12 protein-coding genes are annotated in these 18,025 nt (G+C 76.7%); 5 read left to right on the top strand and 7 right to left on the bottom strand.

All coding sequences use genetic code 11. The features are described 5' to 3' along the window. Positions 1–448: 448 nt before the first annotated feature. On the top strand, positions 449–1,276 hold the full coding sequence (locus GWJ10_RS10710; protein WP_061267388.1) for a metal-dependent hydrolase: 828 nt from the start codon (positions 449–451) through the stop codon (positions 1,274–1,276). Between the two features lie 8 nt (positions 1,277–1,284). On the opposite strand, the gene GWJ10_RS10705 is transcribed toward GWJ10_RS10710, so the two are convergent. Then, positions 1,285–3,723 carry an HAD-IC family P-type ATPase gene (locus tag GWJ10_RS10705; protein ID WP_163187380.1) on the bottom strand — a complete coding sequence of 813 codons (2,439 nt, stop codon included), beginning with the start codon at positions 3,721–3,723 and terminating at the stop codon, positions 1,285–1,287. A gap of 254 nt (positions 3,724–3,977) precedes the next feature. Between GWJ10_RS10705 and GWJ10_RS10700 the strand changes: the two genes are divergently transcribed. From GWJ10_RS10700 to GWJ10_RS10690, 3 genes are all read left to right on the top strand, one after another. Beyond that, positions 3,978–4,910 carry an RIO1 family regulatory kinase/ATPase gene (locus tag GWJ10_RS10700; protein ID WP_306303303.1) on the top strand — a complete coding sequence of 311 codons (933 nt, stop codon included), beginning with the start codon at positions 3,978–3,980 and terminating at the stop codon, positions 4,908–4,910. A gap of 36 nt (positions 4,911–4,946) precedes the next feature. Then, positions 4,947–5,936 carry a Gfo/Idh/MocA family oxidoreductase gene (locus GWJ10_RS10695; protein WP_163187378.1) on the top strand — a complete coding sequence of 330 codons (990 nt, stop codon included), beginning with the start codon at positions 4,947–4,949 and terminating at the stop codon, positions 5,934–5,936. Between the two features lie 62 nt (positions 5,937–5,998). Beyond that, complete coding sequence (locus GWJ10_RS10690; RefSeq protein WP_163187376.1) at positions 5,999–6,400, top strand: hypothetical protein; 402 nt, start codon at positions 5,999–6,001, stop codon at positions 6,398–6,400. A gap of 51 nt (positions 6,401–6,451) precedes the next feature. Here GWJ10_RS10690 and GWJ10_RS10685 read toward each other — a convergent pair whose 3' ends face one another. The 4 genes from GWJ10_RS10685 to GWJ10_RS10670 all read right to left on the bottom strand — a co-directional run bounded on the left by GWJ10_RS10685 (position 6,452) and on the right by GWJ10_RS10670 (position 13,278). Then, complete coding sequence (locus GWJ10_RS10685; protein WP_163187374.1) at positions 6,452–6,736, bottom strand: hypothetical protein; 285 nt, start codon at positions 6,734–6,736, stop codon at positions 6,452–6,454. A 113-nt stretch (positions 6,737–6,849) separates the two neighbouring features. Further along, entirely contained in the window at positions 6,850–10,479 is a 3,630-nt protein-coding gene (locus GWJ10_RS10680; protein ID WP_163187372.1) for an error-prone DNA polymerase, read from the bottom strand. Beyond that, positions 10,472–12,199 carry a DNA polymerase Y family protein gene (locus GWJ10_RS10675; RefSeq protein WP_163187370.1) on the bottom strand — a complete coding sequence of 576 codons (1,728 nt, stop codon included), beginning with the start codon at positions 12,197–12,199 and terminating at the stop codon, positions 10,472–10,474. Before GWJ10_RS10675 ends, GWJ10_RS10680 begins: the two co-directional genes overlap by 8 nt. Continuing rightward, positions 12,196–13,278 (bottom strand): hypothetical protein, encoded by a 1,083-nt coding sequence (locus GWJ10_RS10670; RefSeq protein WP_163187368.1) that lies wholly within the window; start codon positions 13,276–13,278, stop codon positions 12,196–12,198. The genes GWJ10_RS10675 and GWJ10_RS10670 overlap by 4 nt, the downstream gene beginning before the upstream one ends. Positions 13,279–13,658: 380 nt before the next feature. Here GWJ10_RS10670 and GWJ10_RS10665 point away from each other — a divergent pair, with 380 nt between their 5' ends. Next, on the top strand, positions 13,659–14,240 hold the full coding sequence (locus GWJ10_RS10665; protein ID WP_061267380.1) for a YbaK/EbsC family protein: 582 nt from the start codon (positions 13,659–13,661) through the stop codon (positions 14,238–14,240). Between the two features lie 79 nt (positions 14,241–14,319). Here GWJ10_RS10665 and helR read toward each other — a convergent pair whose 3' ends face one another. Then, positions 14,320–16,548 (bottom strand): RNA polymerase recycling motor ATPase HelR, encoded by a 2,229-nt coding sequence (gene helR, locus GWJ10_RS10660; RefSeq protein ID WP_163187660.1) that lies wholly within the window; start codon positions 16,546–16,548, stop codon positions 14,320–14,322. Between the two features lie 426 nt (positions 16,549–16,974). Beyond that, positions 16,975–17,967, bottom strand: a complete 993-nt coding sequence (locus GWJ10_RS10655) for a siderophore-interacting protein (RefSeq protein ID WP_163187366.1) — start codon at positions 17,965–17,967, stop codon at positions 16,975–16,977. Between the last annotated feature and the right edge of the window lie 58 nt (positions 17,968–18,025).

Raw genomic sequence — 18,025 nt, 5'->3', positions numbered from 1 at the left:
GGTGGCCCACGCACCGGAATGTCGTCGACCGAGGTAGACCGTACGCGCCTTTCCCGAACCGCACAACCCCATTTCTCGAATTCGTCGGAGAATCTTCGACCGTGACCCGCGCACCACCCGGATATCCCGCCTGCCGGCCTTTCCTCACCGCAGACGAGCTCGCCCGCCCTGCGCCCCCCCGTGCCACCCCCGGCTCCCTGCGCGCCCTCCGCGCAGGACACGGCCTCCGCCTCCCCCGTCAGGGCTCGGTCGGTCGAGCTCCGGCGACCGGCCCCGGATGACGCTCGGCCGCTTGGCACACTTTTCTCCTCGCGGGCGCGAAGGCCCTCGGCGTTCCGGGCGACCGACCGAGGCTGTCGGCGGCACCGGGTAGGGTTCCGGACGTTCCGGACAGACCTCCCGACGCCGACGAACCGCGCGCGGGCCCGACGACAGGAGATGCGCCGCCATGATGGGTGCCAACCACGCCGCGACCGGTGCGGCGGCGTGGATCGCCGTGACGTCCACGGCCCCGTTCGCCCTCGGCTGGCACCCCGTGTCGTCGGTCGGGGTCATGACGGGTGCGGTCGTGTGCGCCGGGGCCGCGCTCCTCCCCGACGCCGACCACCACAACGGCACGTTCGCGCACTCGCTGCCGCCCGTGAGCGAGTGGGTGTCCGACGCCGTGGAGACGGTCGCGGGCGGGCACCGCCAGGGCACGCACTCGTTCCTCGGCATCGCGGTGTTCACCGCGCTCGCCTGGCTCGCGGGCCTCGTCACGGTCGAGACGGCGAGCTTCGGCACGGTCTACGTCGGCGGCGGGCTGCTCGCCGTGCTGCTCGTCGCGCTCGCGCTCAAGGCGCTCAAGCTCACGCGGCGCGGCAAGCTCGTGCCGTGGGTGACGTCGCTCACCGTCGCCGTGCTCGTCGCCCTGTTCTCCCCGGAGGAGTGGAACTGGCTCCCCGTCGCGGTCGGGCTCGGCGTCGCGATCCACATCCTCGGCGACGTGCTCACGACCAACGGCGCCCCCCTGCTGTGGCCGGTGAAGATCCGCTCGCCGCGCTGGGTGCGGCGCTCGCTCGTCGTCGACGACGTGTGGCGCCCGAGCGGGAGCTTCGCCCTCCCCCTGCTCGGCTCCACGGGGTCGGTGCGCGAGTGGATCCTCGCGACGGCCGTCGGGATGTACGCGACGGTCGGGTTCGTGTGGTCGGCGCTCGACCAGATGGGCTTCGACACCCTGGGCACGTACGAGCGCGTGGTGGCGGCGATCCAGGTCCTCGCGTCCGGGGCGGCCTGAGCCCGTCCTCAGCCGGCGGCGCGGGCGCGGGGGACGCGCGCCGTCGACCACCGCAGCGCCTCGGTGAGGAGGATCGCGAGCGCGCCGCACGCCAGGCCGACGCCGAGCGCCGCGGGGTCGGAGACGTCGAGCGACAGGAGCTCCCTCGCCGCAGGGACGCTGAAGAGCGCCACGTAGAACACCGCGCAGAAGCCGACCAGGACGACCTTCCACGCCGTGTACGGGCGCGCCACGACGGCGAGCACCCACAGGGCGCCCACGAGCAGGGTGACGAGCGCAGCGGTGGACGCGCGGACCTCCGCCGGGGCGAGCGTGTCCGTCGGGCCGCCCAGCGACGCCCCGCCCGCGCCCGGGTCCACCACGAGGTAGCACAGGAAGGTCATGACGCCGATCGAGACGCCCGCGGGCACCGCGAGCCGGAGCACCCTGGGCACGAAGCCCGGGCGCGCCCGCTCGCCGTTGGGCGCCAGGGACATGACGAACGCGGGGACCCCGATGGTGAACCACGCCGCGACGGTCACGTGGATCGGCAGGAACGGGTAGGAGACGGGCGCGGCCCCGAGGAGCCGGGCGCCGACCCCGGCGAGGCCGACGAGGACGGCCAGCACCACCGCGTACACGGTCTTGGTGAGGAAGAGGTGCGCGACCCGTTCGATGTTCCCGATCACCCGGCGCCCTTCCCCGACGACGGACGGCAGCGTCGCGAAGCGGTCGTCCAGCAGGACGATCTGCGCCACGGACCGCGCGGCCGGGCTCCCGGACCCCATCGCCACGCCGATGTCCGCGTCCTTGAGGGCCAGCACGTCGTTCACGCCGTCCCCCGTCATGGCGACGGTGTGCCCGCGCGCCTGCAGCGCCCCGACGACGGCCCGCTTCTGGTCCGGTCGCACCCGGCCGAACGTCGTGGCGCCCTCGACGACCGTCGCGAGCTCCTCGCGGTCGGCGGGCAGGGTCCGGGCGTCGACCGACGTCTCGGGACCGCCCAGGCCGAGGGACCGCGCGACTGCGGCGACGGACACCGGGTTGTCGCCCGAGACGACCTTCACCGTGACGCCCTGGGCGTCGAAGTAGTCCAGGGTCTGCCGGGCGTCCGCGCGCACCCGCTGCTCGAGCGCGACGAGCGCCCGCGGGGCGAGGTGCCCCGGGGCGCCTCCGTCCGGGGCGGCGGCGTCGACCGGGGCGTCGGTCGACGCGAGGAGCAGCACCCGCAGGCCGTCGGCGCCGAGGGCCGTCGCCTGCTGCACCACGGCGGACCGGGGGTCCAGCAGCACGTCCGCCGCGCCGAGCACCCAGCTCCCCTGCGGGCCGTCGGCGTCCGCGAACGACATGCCGGACCACTTCGTGGCCGACGAGAACGGGACGACGGCGGTCGCCCACCAGCCCGGTGCGTCCGCGAACCCCTCCGCGACCGCGGCGACGGACGCGTTGGGCCGCGGGTCGAGGGCGGCGAGCGCCGCCAGGGCGCGCTCCACCTCGTCCCGGGGGCCGTCGAGCACGTCCACCCGGGCGAGGCGCATCCCGTTCTCGGTGAGCGTGCCCGTCTTGTCCGCGCACACCACGTCCACGCGCGCCAGCCCCTCGATGGCCGGCAGCTCCTGCACGAGGCACCGCCGTCGGCCGAGCCGGACCACGCCGATCGCGAAGGCGACGGAGGTCAGGAGCACCAGGCCCTCGGGGACCATGGGCACGAGGGCCGCGACCATGCCGAGCACGGACTGCCGGAACCCCTGCCGCGAGATGACGAGCTGGTTCACCACCGTGAGGACGCCCGCGGGCACCAGCAGCCACGTGATGACCCGCAGGATCGAGTCGATGCCGGACCGCAGCTCCGAGCGCACGAGCGTGAACGCGCTCGCCTCGTGCGCGAGCCGCGCGGCGTACGCGGCCGGGCCGACGTCCGTCGCCCGGTAGGCGCCCGACCCGGCCACCACGAAGCTCCCGGACAGGAGCCGGTCCCCGGGCCTCTTCACGACGGGGTCGGCCTCGCCCGTGAGGAGGGACTCGTCGACCTCGAGCGAGGCGGACTCGACCACCGGGCCGTCGACCACGACCTGGTCCCCGGCGCCGAGCTCGACGACGTCGTCGACGACGACGTCCGCCTGGTCGACCTCCGTCACCGCCCCGTCGCGGCGCACGCGCACGGGCGCCCGCCCCACGATCGCCAGCGCGTCCAGGGTGCGCTTCGCGCGCAGCTCCTGGACGATCCCGATGCCGGCGTTGGCGAGGATCGCGAGACCGAAGAGGCTGTTGATGAGCGAGCCCGTGCTCAGCGCCAGCACGAGGAGCACCCCGAGCAGGGCGTTGATCCGCGTCGCGGTGTTGGCCCGGACGATGTCCCAGGTCGTGCGCCCCGAACGGGGCGGCAACCGGTTGACCCTGCCGTCGGCGACGCGTTCTTCGACGTCCCGTGACGTCAGTCCCGCAGCCCTCGTCGACGGCGCCGTCATGGGCGCGATCGTATCCGCCGTAATTCCGTTGCGCCGGGCCGCGCGGCGATGAGACGGTCGCAGGACGTCGCCCGCGTCGTCGGGCACCGGAGGAGAGGAGGAACGCCATGAGCTGGACGACCCCCGCTCGCGTGTCCACCACCCCCGGGAGCACCCACCGCCGCTGACCGGTCCACGACCGCTCGCGACGACCGTCCCCGACCGCCCGTCCGGCGGCCGCGGCGACGCACGCTCCCCTCCCCCGAGGAGCCCCCGTGCCCGAGCACGACCTGCCGTACCCCGACCTCTCCCTCCCGCCCGCCCTGGCGCGCGACCCCCGCACTCCCCCGCCGCGCCGTCTGCGGCGCCTCGCCGACCTGGCCGACGCCGAGGCCGAGGCCGGTGTCCTCGACGCGGCGCTCGGTGACGACCAGCGCTGGTCCACGTGGTCCGCCGTCGAGAAGGGACAGCGCGGGCCGGAGCCGCGCCCCGACTGGGTGGTGACGGCCGACGCGGCCCTCGACACCGAGCTCGGCCTGCTCAAGACCGGCAAGGAGGCGGACGTCTTCCTCCTGGAGCGGGCCGTCCCCGGCGACCCCGCGCGCCGCAGCCTGCTCGCCGCGAAGCGCTACCGCGACCTCGACCACCGCTCGTTCCGGCGCGACACCGTCTACACCGAGGACCGCCGCGTGCGCCGGACGCGCGACCGTCGCGCCCTCGACCGCAAGTCGCGCTACGGCCGCCAGGTCGCGGCCGGGCAGTGGGCCGCGGCGGAGTTCGCCGCGCTGTGCGAGCTGTGGTCGGCCGGTGCGCCCGTCCCGTACCCCGTCCAGATCGACGGCGACGAGATCCTCATGGAGTTCGTCGGCACGTCCGACGGCGTCTCGCACGAGGCCGCGCCCCGGCTCGCGCGCACGCGGCCCGACCGCGACCTCCTCGCGTCGTGGTGGGACCAGGTCCGCGACGCCATGGCCGTGCTCGCCCGGCTCGGCTACGCGCACGGCGACCTGTCGCCGTACAACGTCCTGGCGGACGGCGAGCGGATCGTCGTCATCGACCTGCCGCAGGTCGTGGACCTCGTGGCGAACCCGTTCGGCACCGAGCTCCTGCTGCGCGACTGCCGCACGATGGCCGCGTGGTTCGCCGGGCGCGGGCTCGAGACGGACGCGGACGAGCTCTTCGCGGTGCTGCTCGCCCAGGCGTGGTGACGACCGGGCCCGGACCAGCGTGCGACGATCGACCGCGTGCTGCGCCTCGCCCTCGTCGGTCTCGACTCGTCCCACGCCGACCACTACGTGCGACTCGTGGCCGCCGAGCGGCGCTGGCCGGGCGTGCGGCTCGTGGCGCTCGTCGACGGGGAGCCGGACCGCCGGGCGGAGCTCGCCGCGGCCGGCGGGCTGCTCCTGGACGCGGGCGACACCACCGTGCCCGACGTCGTCGGGAAGGTCGACGCCGCGATCGTCGCCCACCGCGCGGGGCGGCGGCACGGCGCCGCGACGCGTGCGCTCCTCGCGGCGGGCGTCCCGGTGCTCGTGGACAAGCCGTTCGCCGCGTCGGTGGCCGACGCGCGGGCGACGCTCGACGTGGCGCGCGCACACGACACGGCCGTGACGACGGCGTCCGCGCTGCGGTTCGCCCCCGAGGTCGCGGCGGCGCACGCCGCCCTCGCGACCGCCGCCGGAGGTTCCGTCACGCCGCTCGTCGCCGGGGCACCCACGGCGCCACCCGGGCCAGCGGCGTCGCCGCCCGGGCTCGCCGTCGAGGTGTCCGGCCCGGCGGACCCGCACGACGAGCGCGACGGGCTGTTCTTCCTCGGCATCCACGCCGTCGAGGCGGCGCGCGCCGTCGTGGGTGCGCCGCCCGGGACGGCGTGGTCGCCGCCCGTCGTGACGCGCTCGGCGGACGGGATCGTCGCCACGACGCGGCTGGGCGGTGTCGACGTCCGGCTGCTCCTCCTGGACCCGGGCGCCCACCCCACCGCGGGGTTCGCGGTCGCGGTGCGCACGCCCCGCAGCGTCGAGCGCACCGAGGTCGTGCTCGACGCCGACTACCTCGCCCCGGTGGTCGAGCACGGGCTCGCGGTCCTCGCGCCCGGGACCACCACGACGACGCCTACCGCGGCGCGCACGACGGCGGACGCCGCCGACGACGCGGGCCGGGTCGCCGCCGAGCACGCGACGATCCTCGCCGACCTCGCGCTCCTCGAGCAGGTCGGCGCGACCCTGCGGCCCTGAGCCCGGGCCCCGGAGCTCCCGCCGCCCGCGCCGGGGCGCGGCGGACGGGGTAGAACGGGACCATGGAGCCCTCCACCGAGTCCTTCGACGCCGACGACGTCCGCACGTTCCTCACGACCTACGGCGTCGCGCTCTCGACGGGCGACCTCGACACGATCGGCGAGAGCTACGCCTTCCCGGCGCTCGTCGTCGGCACGACGGGCTCGGTGCTCCTCGGCGACCCCGAGGACGTCCGCGCGTCGACGGCCGAGCTGACCCAGGGGTTCCGCGAGCGCGGGCTCGTCGGCGTGGTCGCGCACCTCGTCGGGGTCGAGGAGGTCGGCGACGCGCTCGTCTGGGCGCACGCGCGCTGGAGCTACCGCGACGAGTACGCGAACGAGCAGGAGGCGCAGGAGGTGCGGTACCTGCTGCGCCGCGCGCGGGACACGTTCGAGGTGTGCGTCGCGGTGCCGGTCGGCCCGTAGGCCGCGCCGACCGCGCCGACCGCGCCCACCGACCGGCTGCGAGCGCCCGGGTCAGGACAGCCGGTTGTCCCGGTCCTCCCACGGCGACGCGGCGGGCGACCGCCCGGGGGAAGCGACGTCGTCGGGCTGGAGCGCCCGCACGACGAACGATCCCGCGGCGAGCACGACGCCCCCGGTGAACGCGACCTGCAGCACGGTGAGCAGTACGCCCACGAACCAGGTGCCCGCGAACGGGTAGGCGAGGTTCATGAGGCCGACGTTCTGGACGAGCGCACTCCCGACGGTCAGGCCGAGCCCGGTCCAGAGCATCGTGCGGGCGGTGAGACGGGGCGGCATCACGGGTTTCCTCTCGTCGGCGAGACGGTCCGGGCCCGGGGCGTCGTCGGACGCGCGGCACCCGGTCCGTTCCTACCACGCCGTGCGGGGCGCCGCGGTCCCCGCCTCCCGCGTCAGCGGAAGTCGCGCGAGGTCGTGCCGACCTGGAGCGAGAGCGGCGCGAGGTGCTCCGCGACGAGGTTCGTGGCGCCGTCGGCCCGCTCGAGCCGCCCGCGCACGACGAGCGCCGCGGACCCGCGCGCGACCTTCCGGAACCGCTGCCACAGCCCGGGCGAGCACACGACGTTGAGGATGCCCGTCTCGTCCTCGAGCGACAGGAACGTCACGCCTCCGGCGGTCCCGGGCCGTTGCCGGTGCGTGACGACGCCGCCCACGGCGACGCGCGACGACGGGTGCGGGCGCGTGCCCGGCACCTCGCCCGCCGCGCGCTCCGCCTCGTCGACCTGCTCGATCTCGCGCGACACCGCCACGGCGCCGACGACGGTGAGCACCCCGGCCGCGGTGAGTCCGTCGCGGACGTACTGCGTCGGGTAGGAGTCGGTCGACACGCCCGTGGCCCAGACGTCGGCGACGGCGGTCTCGACGTCGGTCATGCCGGGAAGCGCCGGCGCCTCGACGCCGACGCTCACGCCCGGCAGCGTCCCCGGACCCTCCTGCGCGAGCGCGCCGGCCGCCCACAGCGCCTCGCGTCGCGTCACGCCGAGGCCGTCGCTCGCGCCGGCGGTCGCGAGCCCCTCGAGCTGGGCGGTCGTGAGGTCGACGCGCCGCACGAGGTCGCGCAGGTCGCTGAAGGCCCGCCCCTCCCCCGGTGCCCCGCGCGCCGCGACGACGCGCTCGGCCGCGTCCTTCCCGAGCCCGCGCACGCTCGCGAGCCCGAGCCGCACCGCGAGCCCGAGATCGGGCTCCGGCCCGTAGTCCGGGTCGACCCGCACCTCCCCGCCGAGCATGCGGTCGCTGCCCGTCCGGACGTCCTGATGGTCGGCACCCGCATGGTCGGCGGGCAGCCGCTCGACCGTCGCCTCGACGTCGGACGCGTTGACGTCGGGGCGCAGCACGGTGACGCCGTGGCGGCGCGCGTCCGCCACGAGAGACTGCGGCGAGTAGAACCCCATGGGCTGCGCCGCGAGCAGCCCCGCGTAGAACGCGGCGGGGTGGTGCACCTTGAGCCACGAGCTCGCGTAGACGAGGAAAGCGAACGAGTACGCGTGCGACTCGGGGAACCCGAAGTCGGCGAACGCCTTGAGCTTGTCGTAGATCTCCTCGCGCACGGCCGGGTCGGTGACGCCCTTCTCGCGCATCCCGTCCATGAGCCGCCCCCGCAGCTCCTCCATGCGCTCGACCGACCGCTTGGACCCCATCGCGCGCCGGAGCTGGTCGGACTCCTTCGGGGAGAAGCCCGCGACGTCGATCGCCATCTGCATGAGCTGCTCCTGGAACAGCGGCACGCCCTTCGTCTTGCCGAGCGACTTCTCCAGCAGCGGGTGCAGGAACGTCACCTCCTCCCGGCCCCGCGCCCGGTTGATGTACGGGTGCACGGAGCCGCCCTGGATGGGACCCGGGCGGATGAGCGCGACCTCGATGACGATGTCGTAGAACGTCCGGGGCCGCAGGCGCGGGAGCGTCGCCATCTGCGCGCGCGACTCGACCTGGAACACGCCGACGGTGTCGGCAGCGCACAGCAGGTCGTACACCGCCGGGTCGTCCTCGGGCAGCGTGTGCAGCGCGAGGCGCGGGCCGCCCTCGTGCCGTTCCACGAGGTCGAACCCGATGCGCAGCGCCGTGAGCATCCCGAGGCCGAGGAGGTCGAACTTCACGAGCCCCGCGTCCGCGCAGTCCTCCTTGTCCCACTGCAGGACGGTGCGGCCCTCCATGCGCGCCCACTCGACGGGGCACACCTCGATGACGGGGCGGTCGCACATGACCATCCCGCCCGAGTGGATGCCCAGGTGCCGCGGGAGGCGCAGCATCCGGTCGGCGAGGTCGAGCACCGCGTCCGGGATCTCGCCCTCCTGCGCGGCCGACGGCGGCCGGTGCGCGGGCACGACGTCGTGCGTGTCGTCCGCGCGCAGGACGTCGCCCTCGTCCACCGCGAGCGGGTCGACGACGCGCGCGCCCCGGCCGGTGAGGTCGGGCGACCAGTCCCGGCTCCCCCACAGGCGCGACGTCGCGGCGTCCTTCCGGGCGGTGCGCGTCGTGACCCGCGGCGCGGCCGGGCCGGCAGGCCCCGGGGTCTTCGCCGCGATCGACCGCTCCTTCGCCGCCCGGTCCGCCGCGGGCGACGACGGGTCGGGACCGCGCAGCGACCCCCACCGCTCGATCGACTTGCTCCACGCGTCGGCCTGCCCGACGTCGTACCCCAGCGCCCGGGCCGCGTCGCGCACCGCCGACTTCGGCCGGTAGGAGATGACGTTCGCGACCTGCGCGGCGTGCGTGCGCCCGAACGTCGCGTAGACGTGCTGGATGACCTCCTCGCGCCGCGCCGACTCGATGTCGATGTCGATGTCCGGCGGGCCGTCGCGCTCGGGCGCGAGGAAGCGCTCGAACAGCAGGCCGTGCTTCACCGCGTCGACGGCCGTGATGCCGAGCGCGTAGCAGACCGCGGAGTTCGCGGCCGACCCGCGGCCCTGGGCGAGGATCCCGTTCCTGCGGCAGAACTCGACGAGGTCGTAGACCACGAGGAAGTACCCCGGGAAGTGCAGGTCCTCGATGACGCGCAGCTCGTGGTCGATCTGCGCCCACGCGCCCGTGATCTTCTCCTGGCCGCGCGGCCCGTACCGGTCCTCGCCGCCGCGCCGCACGAGCTCGCGCAGCCAGGTCGCCTCGGTGTGCCCGTCCGGCACCGGGTAGGGCGGCAGGTCGGGCGCGACGAGGTGCAGGTCGAACGCGCACTCGTCCCCCAGCGCGGCCGCGGTCGCGACGGCCTGCGGGTGCCGGGGGTGGCGCGCGAGCATCTCCGCAGCGGAGCGCAGGTGGGTCGTCGGGGCACCGGGCAGCCAGCCGTCGAGGTCGTCGAGCGACGAGCGCGCGCGCACGGCCGCGAGCGCCCCCGCGAGGTCGGCGTCGCGCGGGTGGGCGTAGTGCGCGGCGGTCGTCGCGACGAGCGGCAGCCGGGCGTCGGCGGCGAGGTCGGCGAGCGCCGCGTGGAGGTCGGCGTCGCGCGGGTCGTCGGTCGTGGTGATCTCGACGGCCACGTTGTCGGCGCCGAAGAGGGCGACGAGACGGTCGAGCTCGCGGCGGGCCGCGGCGCGCCCGGACGTGACGAGCGCGCGCCGCACCGCGCCCTTGCGGCACCCGGTGAGCACGAGCCACTGCCCGGCGGCCTCCGCCGCGAGCTGCTCGAGGCGGTAGTCGGCGGCGCCCTTGGTGCCCGTCGCGAGGTGCGCGGTCGCGATCGCGCGCGACAGGTTGCGGTAGCCCTGCGTGCCGCGCGCGAGCACGAGCAGGTGGCTCGAGCGCGGGTCGGGGACGCCGGTGGGCGGGTCGAGCACGGGCGCGCCGGTCGTGGTCGGCGCGGGCAGGTGCAGCTCGGACCCGAAGACGGTGGGGAGATTGACCTTGCGCGCGGCCTCGGCGAAGCGCACGACGCCGTACAGGCCGTCGTGGTCGGTGACGGCGAGCGCCGACAGCCCGAGCCGCGCGCCCTCGGCGGCGAGCTCCTCGGGGTGGGACGCGCCGTCGAGGAAGCTGAACGCGGAGTGCGCGTGGAGCTCGGCGTAGCGCGGGCCGGTGGTCCGGTCAGTCATACAGGCCCTCCACGGTCCACCGCCCGCGCGCGCTCGCGAGGAGCAGGCCGCGGCCGTCGTCGAGCAGGACCTGCACGTGCACGCGGCGCCGGGGCGCGGGCGTCCACCAGCGCTCGGCGAGCGGCCACGGCCCGGCCCAGTCCACGACGGCGCGCGCGGACCCGGGCCCGGGCAGCGCCGTCTCGTCCCGGGGCGGCACCGCACGGCGCGGGCCCTCCTCCGGCGCGGGGGCCGGCCACCGCACGGCCGCGGGCTCGCCGCTCATCGCGAGGCGCGCGTCGACGACGACGGGCCGCCCGGCGTCGTCGAGCACGACGACGTCCTGCGGCTCGACGGGCACGAGCGCGGGGGCCGGGCTCGGCAGCGCGCCGGGCCACGGCAGGGCCGGGTCGCGCGGGCGCACGACGTCCTCCCCGAACGGCACGAGGTGCACGCGGTCGGTCGCGTCGCGGCCGCCCTGGACCTGGACGCGCAGGACGGCGTCGCCGCCGAGGATGCCCTGCACGCGCCCGAGCGCGCGGTGGGCCCGCGCGTCCTCGCCGCTCGACGCGCCCCACAGGCGCGGCTGCTCCGCCCCCGCGGGCACGACCTCCTCGGCCGTGAGGGACAGGCGGGCCAGCGGCGCGACGCCCGGGACGACGTCGGCCCCGCCGGGCGAGCCACCCCGCTCTCCTCCGCGACCGCCCCCGCGCGCGGCCCGGGCCGCGCGCCCGGCGCGGACGGACGTGGTGGTGAGCCAGCCCTCGAGCTGCCACCGGACCTTGTCCGTGAGGCGCGCCGGGCTCATCGCGCCCGGCCCGTCGAGCCGCCAGGTGCGCTCGAGGTCGTCGCCCTCGACGGTCCGCGCCGTGATGCGCAGGCGCCCGGCGACGAGCGAGCGCGCGACGAGCTGGTCGTGCAGGTCCTCGGAGAGCCGACGCGCGGCGAAGGTCGCGACGTCGACGCGCTCGGCGGGCGGGTCGAGCTCGGCGCTCACCGCGACGTCGGGCTCGACGCGGCGCCGCGCGGGCGGACGCAGGTCCTCGCCGCGCGCGAGCCGGTGCGCCCACGCGCCGAGGTCGCCGAAGCGCCCCTCGACGGTCGCGGGCGGCAGGGCCGCGAGCGCCCCGAGGGTGCGCACGCCGAGCCGGCCCAGGAGGTCCACGAGCTCGTCGACCGCGACGGCGGCGTCCGGCCGGGCGGTGACGTGCACGAGGTCGCGCGCGGGCCGCGGCGCGAGGAACGCGGCGGAGCGGCCGGGCGGGACGACGGCGGCGTCCCGCGCGGCGAGCACGGCGCCGAGGATGCCGTCGGCGACGCCCACCTGGCTCTCGTGCCCGGTGCGCTCGGCGACGCGCGCGACGAGCGCCTCCGCGAGCGCGGCGTCTGACCCGTGGTACCGGCTCGCCCCGGCGGCGGGCAGGAGCAGCAGGCCGGGCCGGGTGATCTCCAGCCCCGCGACGACGGTCTCGGCCGCGAGCGCGACGGGCTCGAACTCGCGGGCGTCGCGCGCGTCGTCGACGTCGAGCAGCTCGAGCTCGGGGCAGCACTCGCGGGCCCGACGGCGGCGCATGCCCCGGCGCACGCCGTGGGCGCGCGCGGTCGCGGAGACGGCGACGACGCGGCGGCCGTCGTGCGTCGCGGCGGGGACGTGCGCGGGGACGTCGCGCGCCGCCATCGCCGCGAGCACCGGCCAGTCCGGCACCCACAGGGCCGCAGTGCGGGTCGGGCTCGTGGTCATCCGACGAGCCGGAGCCGGGAGGGCCGGTCGGGGTCGTCGGCCCGGGCGGTCTCGTGGGCGGTCACGGCGGCCCCGGCCACGGTGGCGCCGGTCCCGGCCGCGGGCCGGGTGCCGCGGGCGTCCTCGGCGAGGAACGCGGGCCAGTCCTCGTGGACGAGCGGGAGCTCGACCTCGAGGCGCGCGGGGCGCGCGGCTCCCCCGCGGCCCGCGCGCTCGACGACGAGGGTGCGACGGCGCAGCCAGCCCGCGCCGCGGTCCGCCCCGGACCAGCCGCCACCCGTCACGGTGAGCGCGACGTGCGCGCCCGGCCACGTCCCCGCGGCGACGAGCAGCGCCCCGCGCTCGCGCGCCCGCGCGGCCAGGCGCCGTCGGTCGGGGTCGGTGAGGGCGGCGTCGGGCCCGACGACCACGACGTCCAGGCCGTCGACGAGCGCCGAGATCGCGAGCGCCGCGTCCGGGCCGGGCCGCGGGACGAGAACGACGCGGTCGAGGTCGGCGCCGGCGTCGGCGGCCGCGAGCAGCCCGACGGCGGGGAACCCGACGGCGGCGGTCCACGCCCCGGCCCGCGACGGCCGCGCGACGAGCGCGAGCAGGAGGCTCGTCGAGCCGCGCACCGCCAGCACGGTGCCGCGCTGGAGAGCGCCGAGCGGGAGGAGCGGCGCGAGCGCGTCGTGCACCGGCCATACCCGCTCGTCCGTGCCCGCGTCCCGGCTCGCGCCCGAGGTCCGGACGTGGCGGGTGCGGGCGCGCGCCGGAGGGTCGGGCGGCGCGGGGGCGGGCCGCACGACCGGCGAGGCGGCGGCGTCCGCGAGCGGGGCGACCTCGGCGAGGAGTGCGGTGCCGGCGCGCGGGACGGTGCCGGCACGCGGGGCGGTCTCGGTGCGTGGGACGACGGCCGGTGCCGCCGGGGCGGTGAGCGGTTCCGGGGCCGCGGGGGCGACGACGGGACGGTGTCGGCGGACGCCCGTACGCTCCTCCGCACGGCGCAGGACGGCACGGGCGCGCTCGGCCTTGTCGACGGCCGCAGCCGTCGGGCCTGGTGTCCCCGCCCGTTCGGCGGGGTCGGCGAGAAGGGTCATCTCGCCTCCCGGGGTGGTGCTCGGACGGGACGCGCACCGCGCGTCGACTGCTGCGGGCGGTGTGCTGCACCCGCTGGGCGTTCGAACAAACGTTCGAACACTTCCAGTGAACGACCGCCGCTCCGAGGTGTCAACTCCGCAGGTCGGAGGCGCCTGCTTCGTCCGAGATGCCCACCCCAACCTTCGACTCCCACTGGAGACTTGCCCGAAACCCTCGACCTCTACCTGACCCTCCTCCCCCGCCGACCATGCGGCTGTCGCCCGTCCGGCGGGCGGCACGGGCTGCGACCGCATGCTCGGCGGGCTCGAGGGGCTCCGGGGGCGTGTTCGGCATCCGGCCTCTCCCGCGCGGCGGCCCGCCGGGGTGGCAGGCTGACGCCATGGACGCCCGCACGACCCTGCCCACGCTCGGCTCGCTCACCTGGGAGCCGGCGCTCGACCACCTCGACCTCGTCGCCCCCGTGACCGCCGACGCGCTGCGCCGGTGGGCCGACGCCGACCCGGACGTCGCGACGCTCGTCGCCGTGACGGAGATCGACCCCGACCTCGCCGACACCGCGACGCTCAACACCGCGTTCGACCTGCCCGTCGAGGCCTCGGCGAACTGCGTCGTCGTGGGCGGCACGCGGGCGGGCGACGAGCGCGTCGCCGCCGCCGTCGTGCGGGCGCACACGCGCGCCGACGTCAACACGCGCGTCCGCAAGCTGCTCGACGTGCGCAAGGCGTCGTTCCTGCCGACCGACCGCGCGACGGCCGAGTCCGGGATGGAGTACGGCGGCATCACGCCCGTCGGGCTGCCCGAGGGGTGGCGCGTGCTCGTCGACTCCCGCGTCGTGACCGACGGCGCGCTCGCGCTGATCGGCAGCGGCGTGCGGCGCTCGAAGCTGCTGCTCCCCGGCGACCTGCTGGGCCGCCTGCCCGGTGTCGAGGTCGTCGAGGACCTGGCCGTCCCGGTCGCCTGACCCGTCCCCCTGCCGAGCACGACCTGGCGGTCGCCACGGGCGGCCTGACGACCGCCAGGTCGTGCTCGACGCCCGGTGCTCAGCGATCCAGGACGACGAGCCGCTGCGTCGCGCGCGTCATCGCGACGTAGCGGTCGACCGCGCCCTCGACGCCGTCGCCGAACGCCTGCGGCTCGACGAGCACCACGAGGTCGAACTCGAGGCCCTTCGCCGTCTCGGGCGTGAGCCACCGCACCCGCGCGGCCCCCTCGCCCTCGCCACCGACGCCACCGACCCTGCCGTCCGACTCCTCGCCGGACGGCCCGGACGACTCGGTGGCGGCGATGACGCACACCGTGCCGTCCGCGTGCTCGGCGAGCCACGCGCCGAGGACCGCGTCGAGGTCCGCGACCGCCCCGTGGGCGACGGGCACGCCCGTGCTGCGCACCGACGTCGGGACGTTCGCGTCCGGGATCGCGGCCCGGACGACGGGCTCCGCCTCGGCCATGATCTCCCGCGGCGTGCGGTAGTTGACGCTCAGCGACGCCTCCTCGACGCGGGCGAAGCCCACGCGCGCGAGCCGCTCACGCCACCCCTCCGGGAAGCCGTGGCGCGCCTGGGCCCGGTCCCCGACGACCGTGACGCTGCGCGACGGGCAGCGGCTGAGGACCATCTGCCACTCGGCGTCGCTGAGCTCCTGCGCCTCGTCGACGACGACGTGCGCGAACGGACCTGCGAGGCGGTCGGGCGTCGCGACGGCGAGCGCGCCGTCGTCCACCAGCGCGTCGCGCAGGTCCTCGCCGCGGAGCATCTGCATGACCCCGAGCTCGCTGTCGTCGGTCGCCACGAGGTGGTCGACGACGTCGTCCATGCGCGCGCGCTCCGCCGCCACGGCGGCCTCGTTGCGGCGGCGGCGGCGCGACGCCTCCGGGTCGCCGAGCCGACGGCGCGCGGCGTCGAGCAGCGGGAGGTCCGCCGTCGTCCACGCGTGCGCGTCCGGGCGCTGGAGCGCGCGCACCTGCTCGGGCGTGAGCGACGGCGCGCACAGCCGCAGGTAGGCGGGCACGGACCACAGGTCGGCCACGAGGTCCGTCGGCTCGACGAGCGGCCACGCGCGGTCGAACGCGGCACCGAGCGCGCGGTGGCCGCGCAGGGCACGGCGCACGTCGTCGGCCTCGACGTCCACACCGTCCTCCGCGGCTCCCCCGCAGGCCTTGTCCACGAGGATCTCGACGAGCGCGGCCCAGACGTCGTCGCGCGCCTCGTTGTGCGGGGTGCCCGGATCGACGGACTCGAACGCCTCGGCCCAGTCGGCCGGGGAGAGCCAGACGTCGGCCCACGGCGTCTCGACCTCCCTGCCCTCGGCGAGCGGGCGTTCGGAGAACCGTACGGCGGGCTCGATCGCGGCGACGAGCGCGGCGGACGCCTTGAGTCGCGCCACCTCGGGGTCGGTCTCGGCGCGCGCCGTCGCGCCCTCGGGGACGAGGTCGCGCAGCGTGCAGGTCTGCACGCCCTCCTCGCCGAGGCTGGGCAGCACGTCGGCCACGTACGCGAGGTACGGACGGCTGGGCCCGACGACGAGCACGCCGCCGCGCCCACCACCGCTCCCGCCACCATGCCCACCACCGTGCCCGCCGCCCACGTGCGGGTCGGCGTACAGCAGGTAGGCCGCGCGGTGCAGCGCCACGACCGTCTTGCCCGTGCCGGGGCCGCCGTCGACGACGAGCGCGCCGCGCGAGCCCGCGCGCACGATCGCGTCCTGGTCGGCCTGGATCGTGCCGAGCACGTCGCGCATCCGCGGCGACCTGCTCGCGCCCAGGCTCGCGACGAACGCCGACTGGTCGTCGAGCGCCGCGCTCGACCCGGCGCCGTCGGGCACGAGCTCCTCGTCCCAGTAGTCGGTGACGCGCCCGCGCGCCCACCGGTACCGGCGCCGCGCCGCGAGGCCGAGCGGCTGCGCGGGCGTGGCCGCGAAGTACGGCTCGGCGGCGCGCGAGCGCCAGTCGACCAGCAGGCGCTCCCCCGCCGGGTCGGTGAGGCCCACGCGGCCCACGTACACCGGGGCGGAGCCGTCGGTGAAGGTCATGCGACCCAGGCACAGGTCGACGCCGTAGCGCTGGAGCAGCCGCAACCGGCTGCTGAGGCGGTGGATCTCCTGGTCGCGCTCGAGCGCCTCGGTGCCGCTCCCGCCCGGCGCGCGCCGGGCCGCGTCGAGACGCTGCGCGAGGTCCGTCACGGAGTGCTCGAGGCTCGCGGCGATCGCCGCGAAGTGGCGCTCGTCGGGGTCGACGAGCGACGGGTCGGCCTTCGCGGCCAGCCGCGCGGGCAGGTCGAAGAACGGCGCGGGCCGTGGGTCCTGGTCCGCGGTCGGGCGGGTCGACGGGCGGCGGGACGGGTCGGTGGTGGCGGTCACGGGGGCGTCGGGCAACGTCATCAGCTCCGGTCCGGGTCCTGCGGAGGGACGCACGGGCCACGACGACCCGCGCACGAGCGGAGATTCTGCGCCCCCGAGGGGGCCTTGCCGCAAGACCCCCGGTGCGCTATACCTTGGAAAGGGAGGCCGGTCGAGCCTCCCTTTCTCGTTGCCGGACGTCGTGCCGGTGCGCTCGGTGCCGACGCTCTGGGTACCGACGTCGACCGCGCAGCGTCTGTGCGGCGCCGCACAGCCGAGATGCGAGAAGTGGCCCCCTACCGTGCTCGGTGGGGGCCACTTCTCGTGTCTCGACGGGACCCTCGACAGGATCCCGGGAACGCCTCAACTCTCGGCGCGGCCCTCGCGCCAGTAGCCCATGAACGCGACGGCGCGGCGGTCGACGCCGAGGTCGGCCACGAGGTGGCGGCGCAGCGTCTTGATGGCGCTCGCCTCGCCCGCGAGCCACGCGTAGAGGACGGTCTCCTCGTCGAGGAGCCCCGGGACCTCCCAGAGGATCGACGCGTCGACGTCGACGTCCTCGAGGTCCTCCGCGGTGCGGCACTGGACGGGCGGGTCCGTCCCGAGGACGCCCGCACCGAGCATGCGCGCGGCGGCCTCCTTGACGGCCGGCACGAGGCGCGCGCCGTGGGCGTCGTGGGGCCCGCCGGGGACGTCGTCGCGCGCGAGGAACGTCACGCGCACCCCGGGCGGGGTCACGAGGTCGCGCGCGTCGCCCACGTGCGGGACCTCGACGTAGACCTCGCCCCACGCGTCGGCGGGCAGGTCCTCGCAGATCGCCGCGAGGGCGGGCAGCGCGGTCTCGTCGCCCGCGAGCAGGAGCGCGTGCGGGCGGGTGGGCGGGCGGAACTCGATGCCGCCGGCCGGGCCGTCGAACGTGGCGTCGGGGCCGAGCAGGACGAGCGGCGTGCCGACCTCGGCGGCGAGCGCCCAGCGCGACGCGGGGCCGGCGTCGCCGTGCAGCACGACGTCGACGTCGACCTCGCGCGCCTCGGGGCGCACCGCGACGGTCGTGTAGGTGCGCAGCGGGTTGCGGCGCTCCTCGGGCTGGTCGCGCCACGCGGCGTACCAGGACTCGGCGTCGCGCACGAGGTGCGCGTAGCCGCCGTCAGGCGCGGGGAGCACGAACTTGATCCGGACGTCGAGACCCGGGTCGCCGAAGAGGTCGAGCTCCGGGCCGGTGAAGGTGAAGCGACGGAAGCTCGGCGAGAGCTGCTCGACCCGCGCCACCTCGACGTCGAAGAAGCGCCAGGGGGCGGTCGCACGGGCGACGGGACGACGAGCGCGGGTGCGGGGTGCGACGACGGTCTGGCTCACACAGGTGAGGCTAACCTACGCGCCCACGGCGGGGTCAACCGGTCCGGGACGCGGACCT

It is taken from the genome of Cellulosimicrobium sp. SL-1, assembly GCF_011033075.1.
Taxonomy (GTDB): domain Bacteria; phylum Actinomycetota; class Actinomycetes; order Actinomycetales; family Cellulomonadaceae; genus Cellulosimicrobium; species Cellulosimicrobium funkei.
The sequence above is the reverse complement of the archived record's forward strand: the minus strand, read 5'-3'. Positions and strand labels throughout refer to the sequence as shown.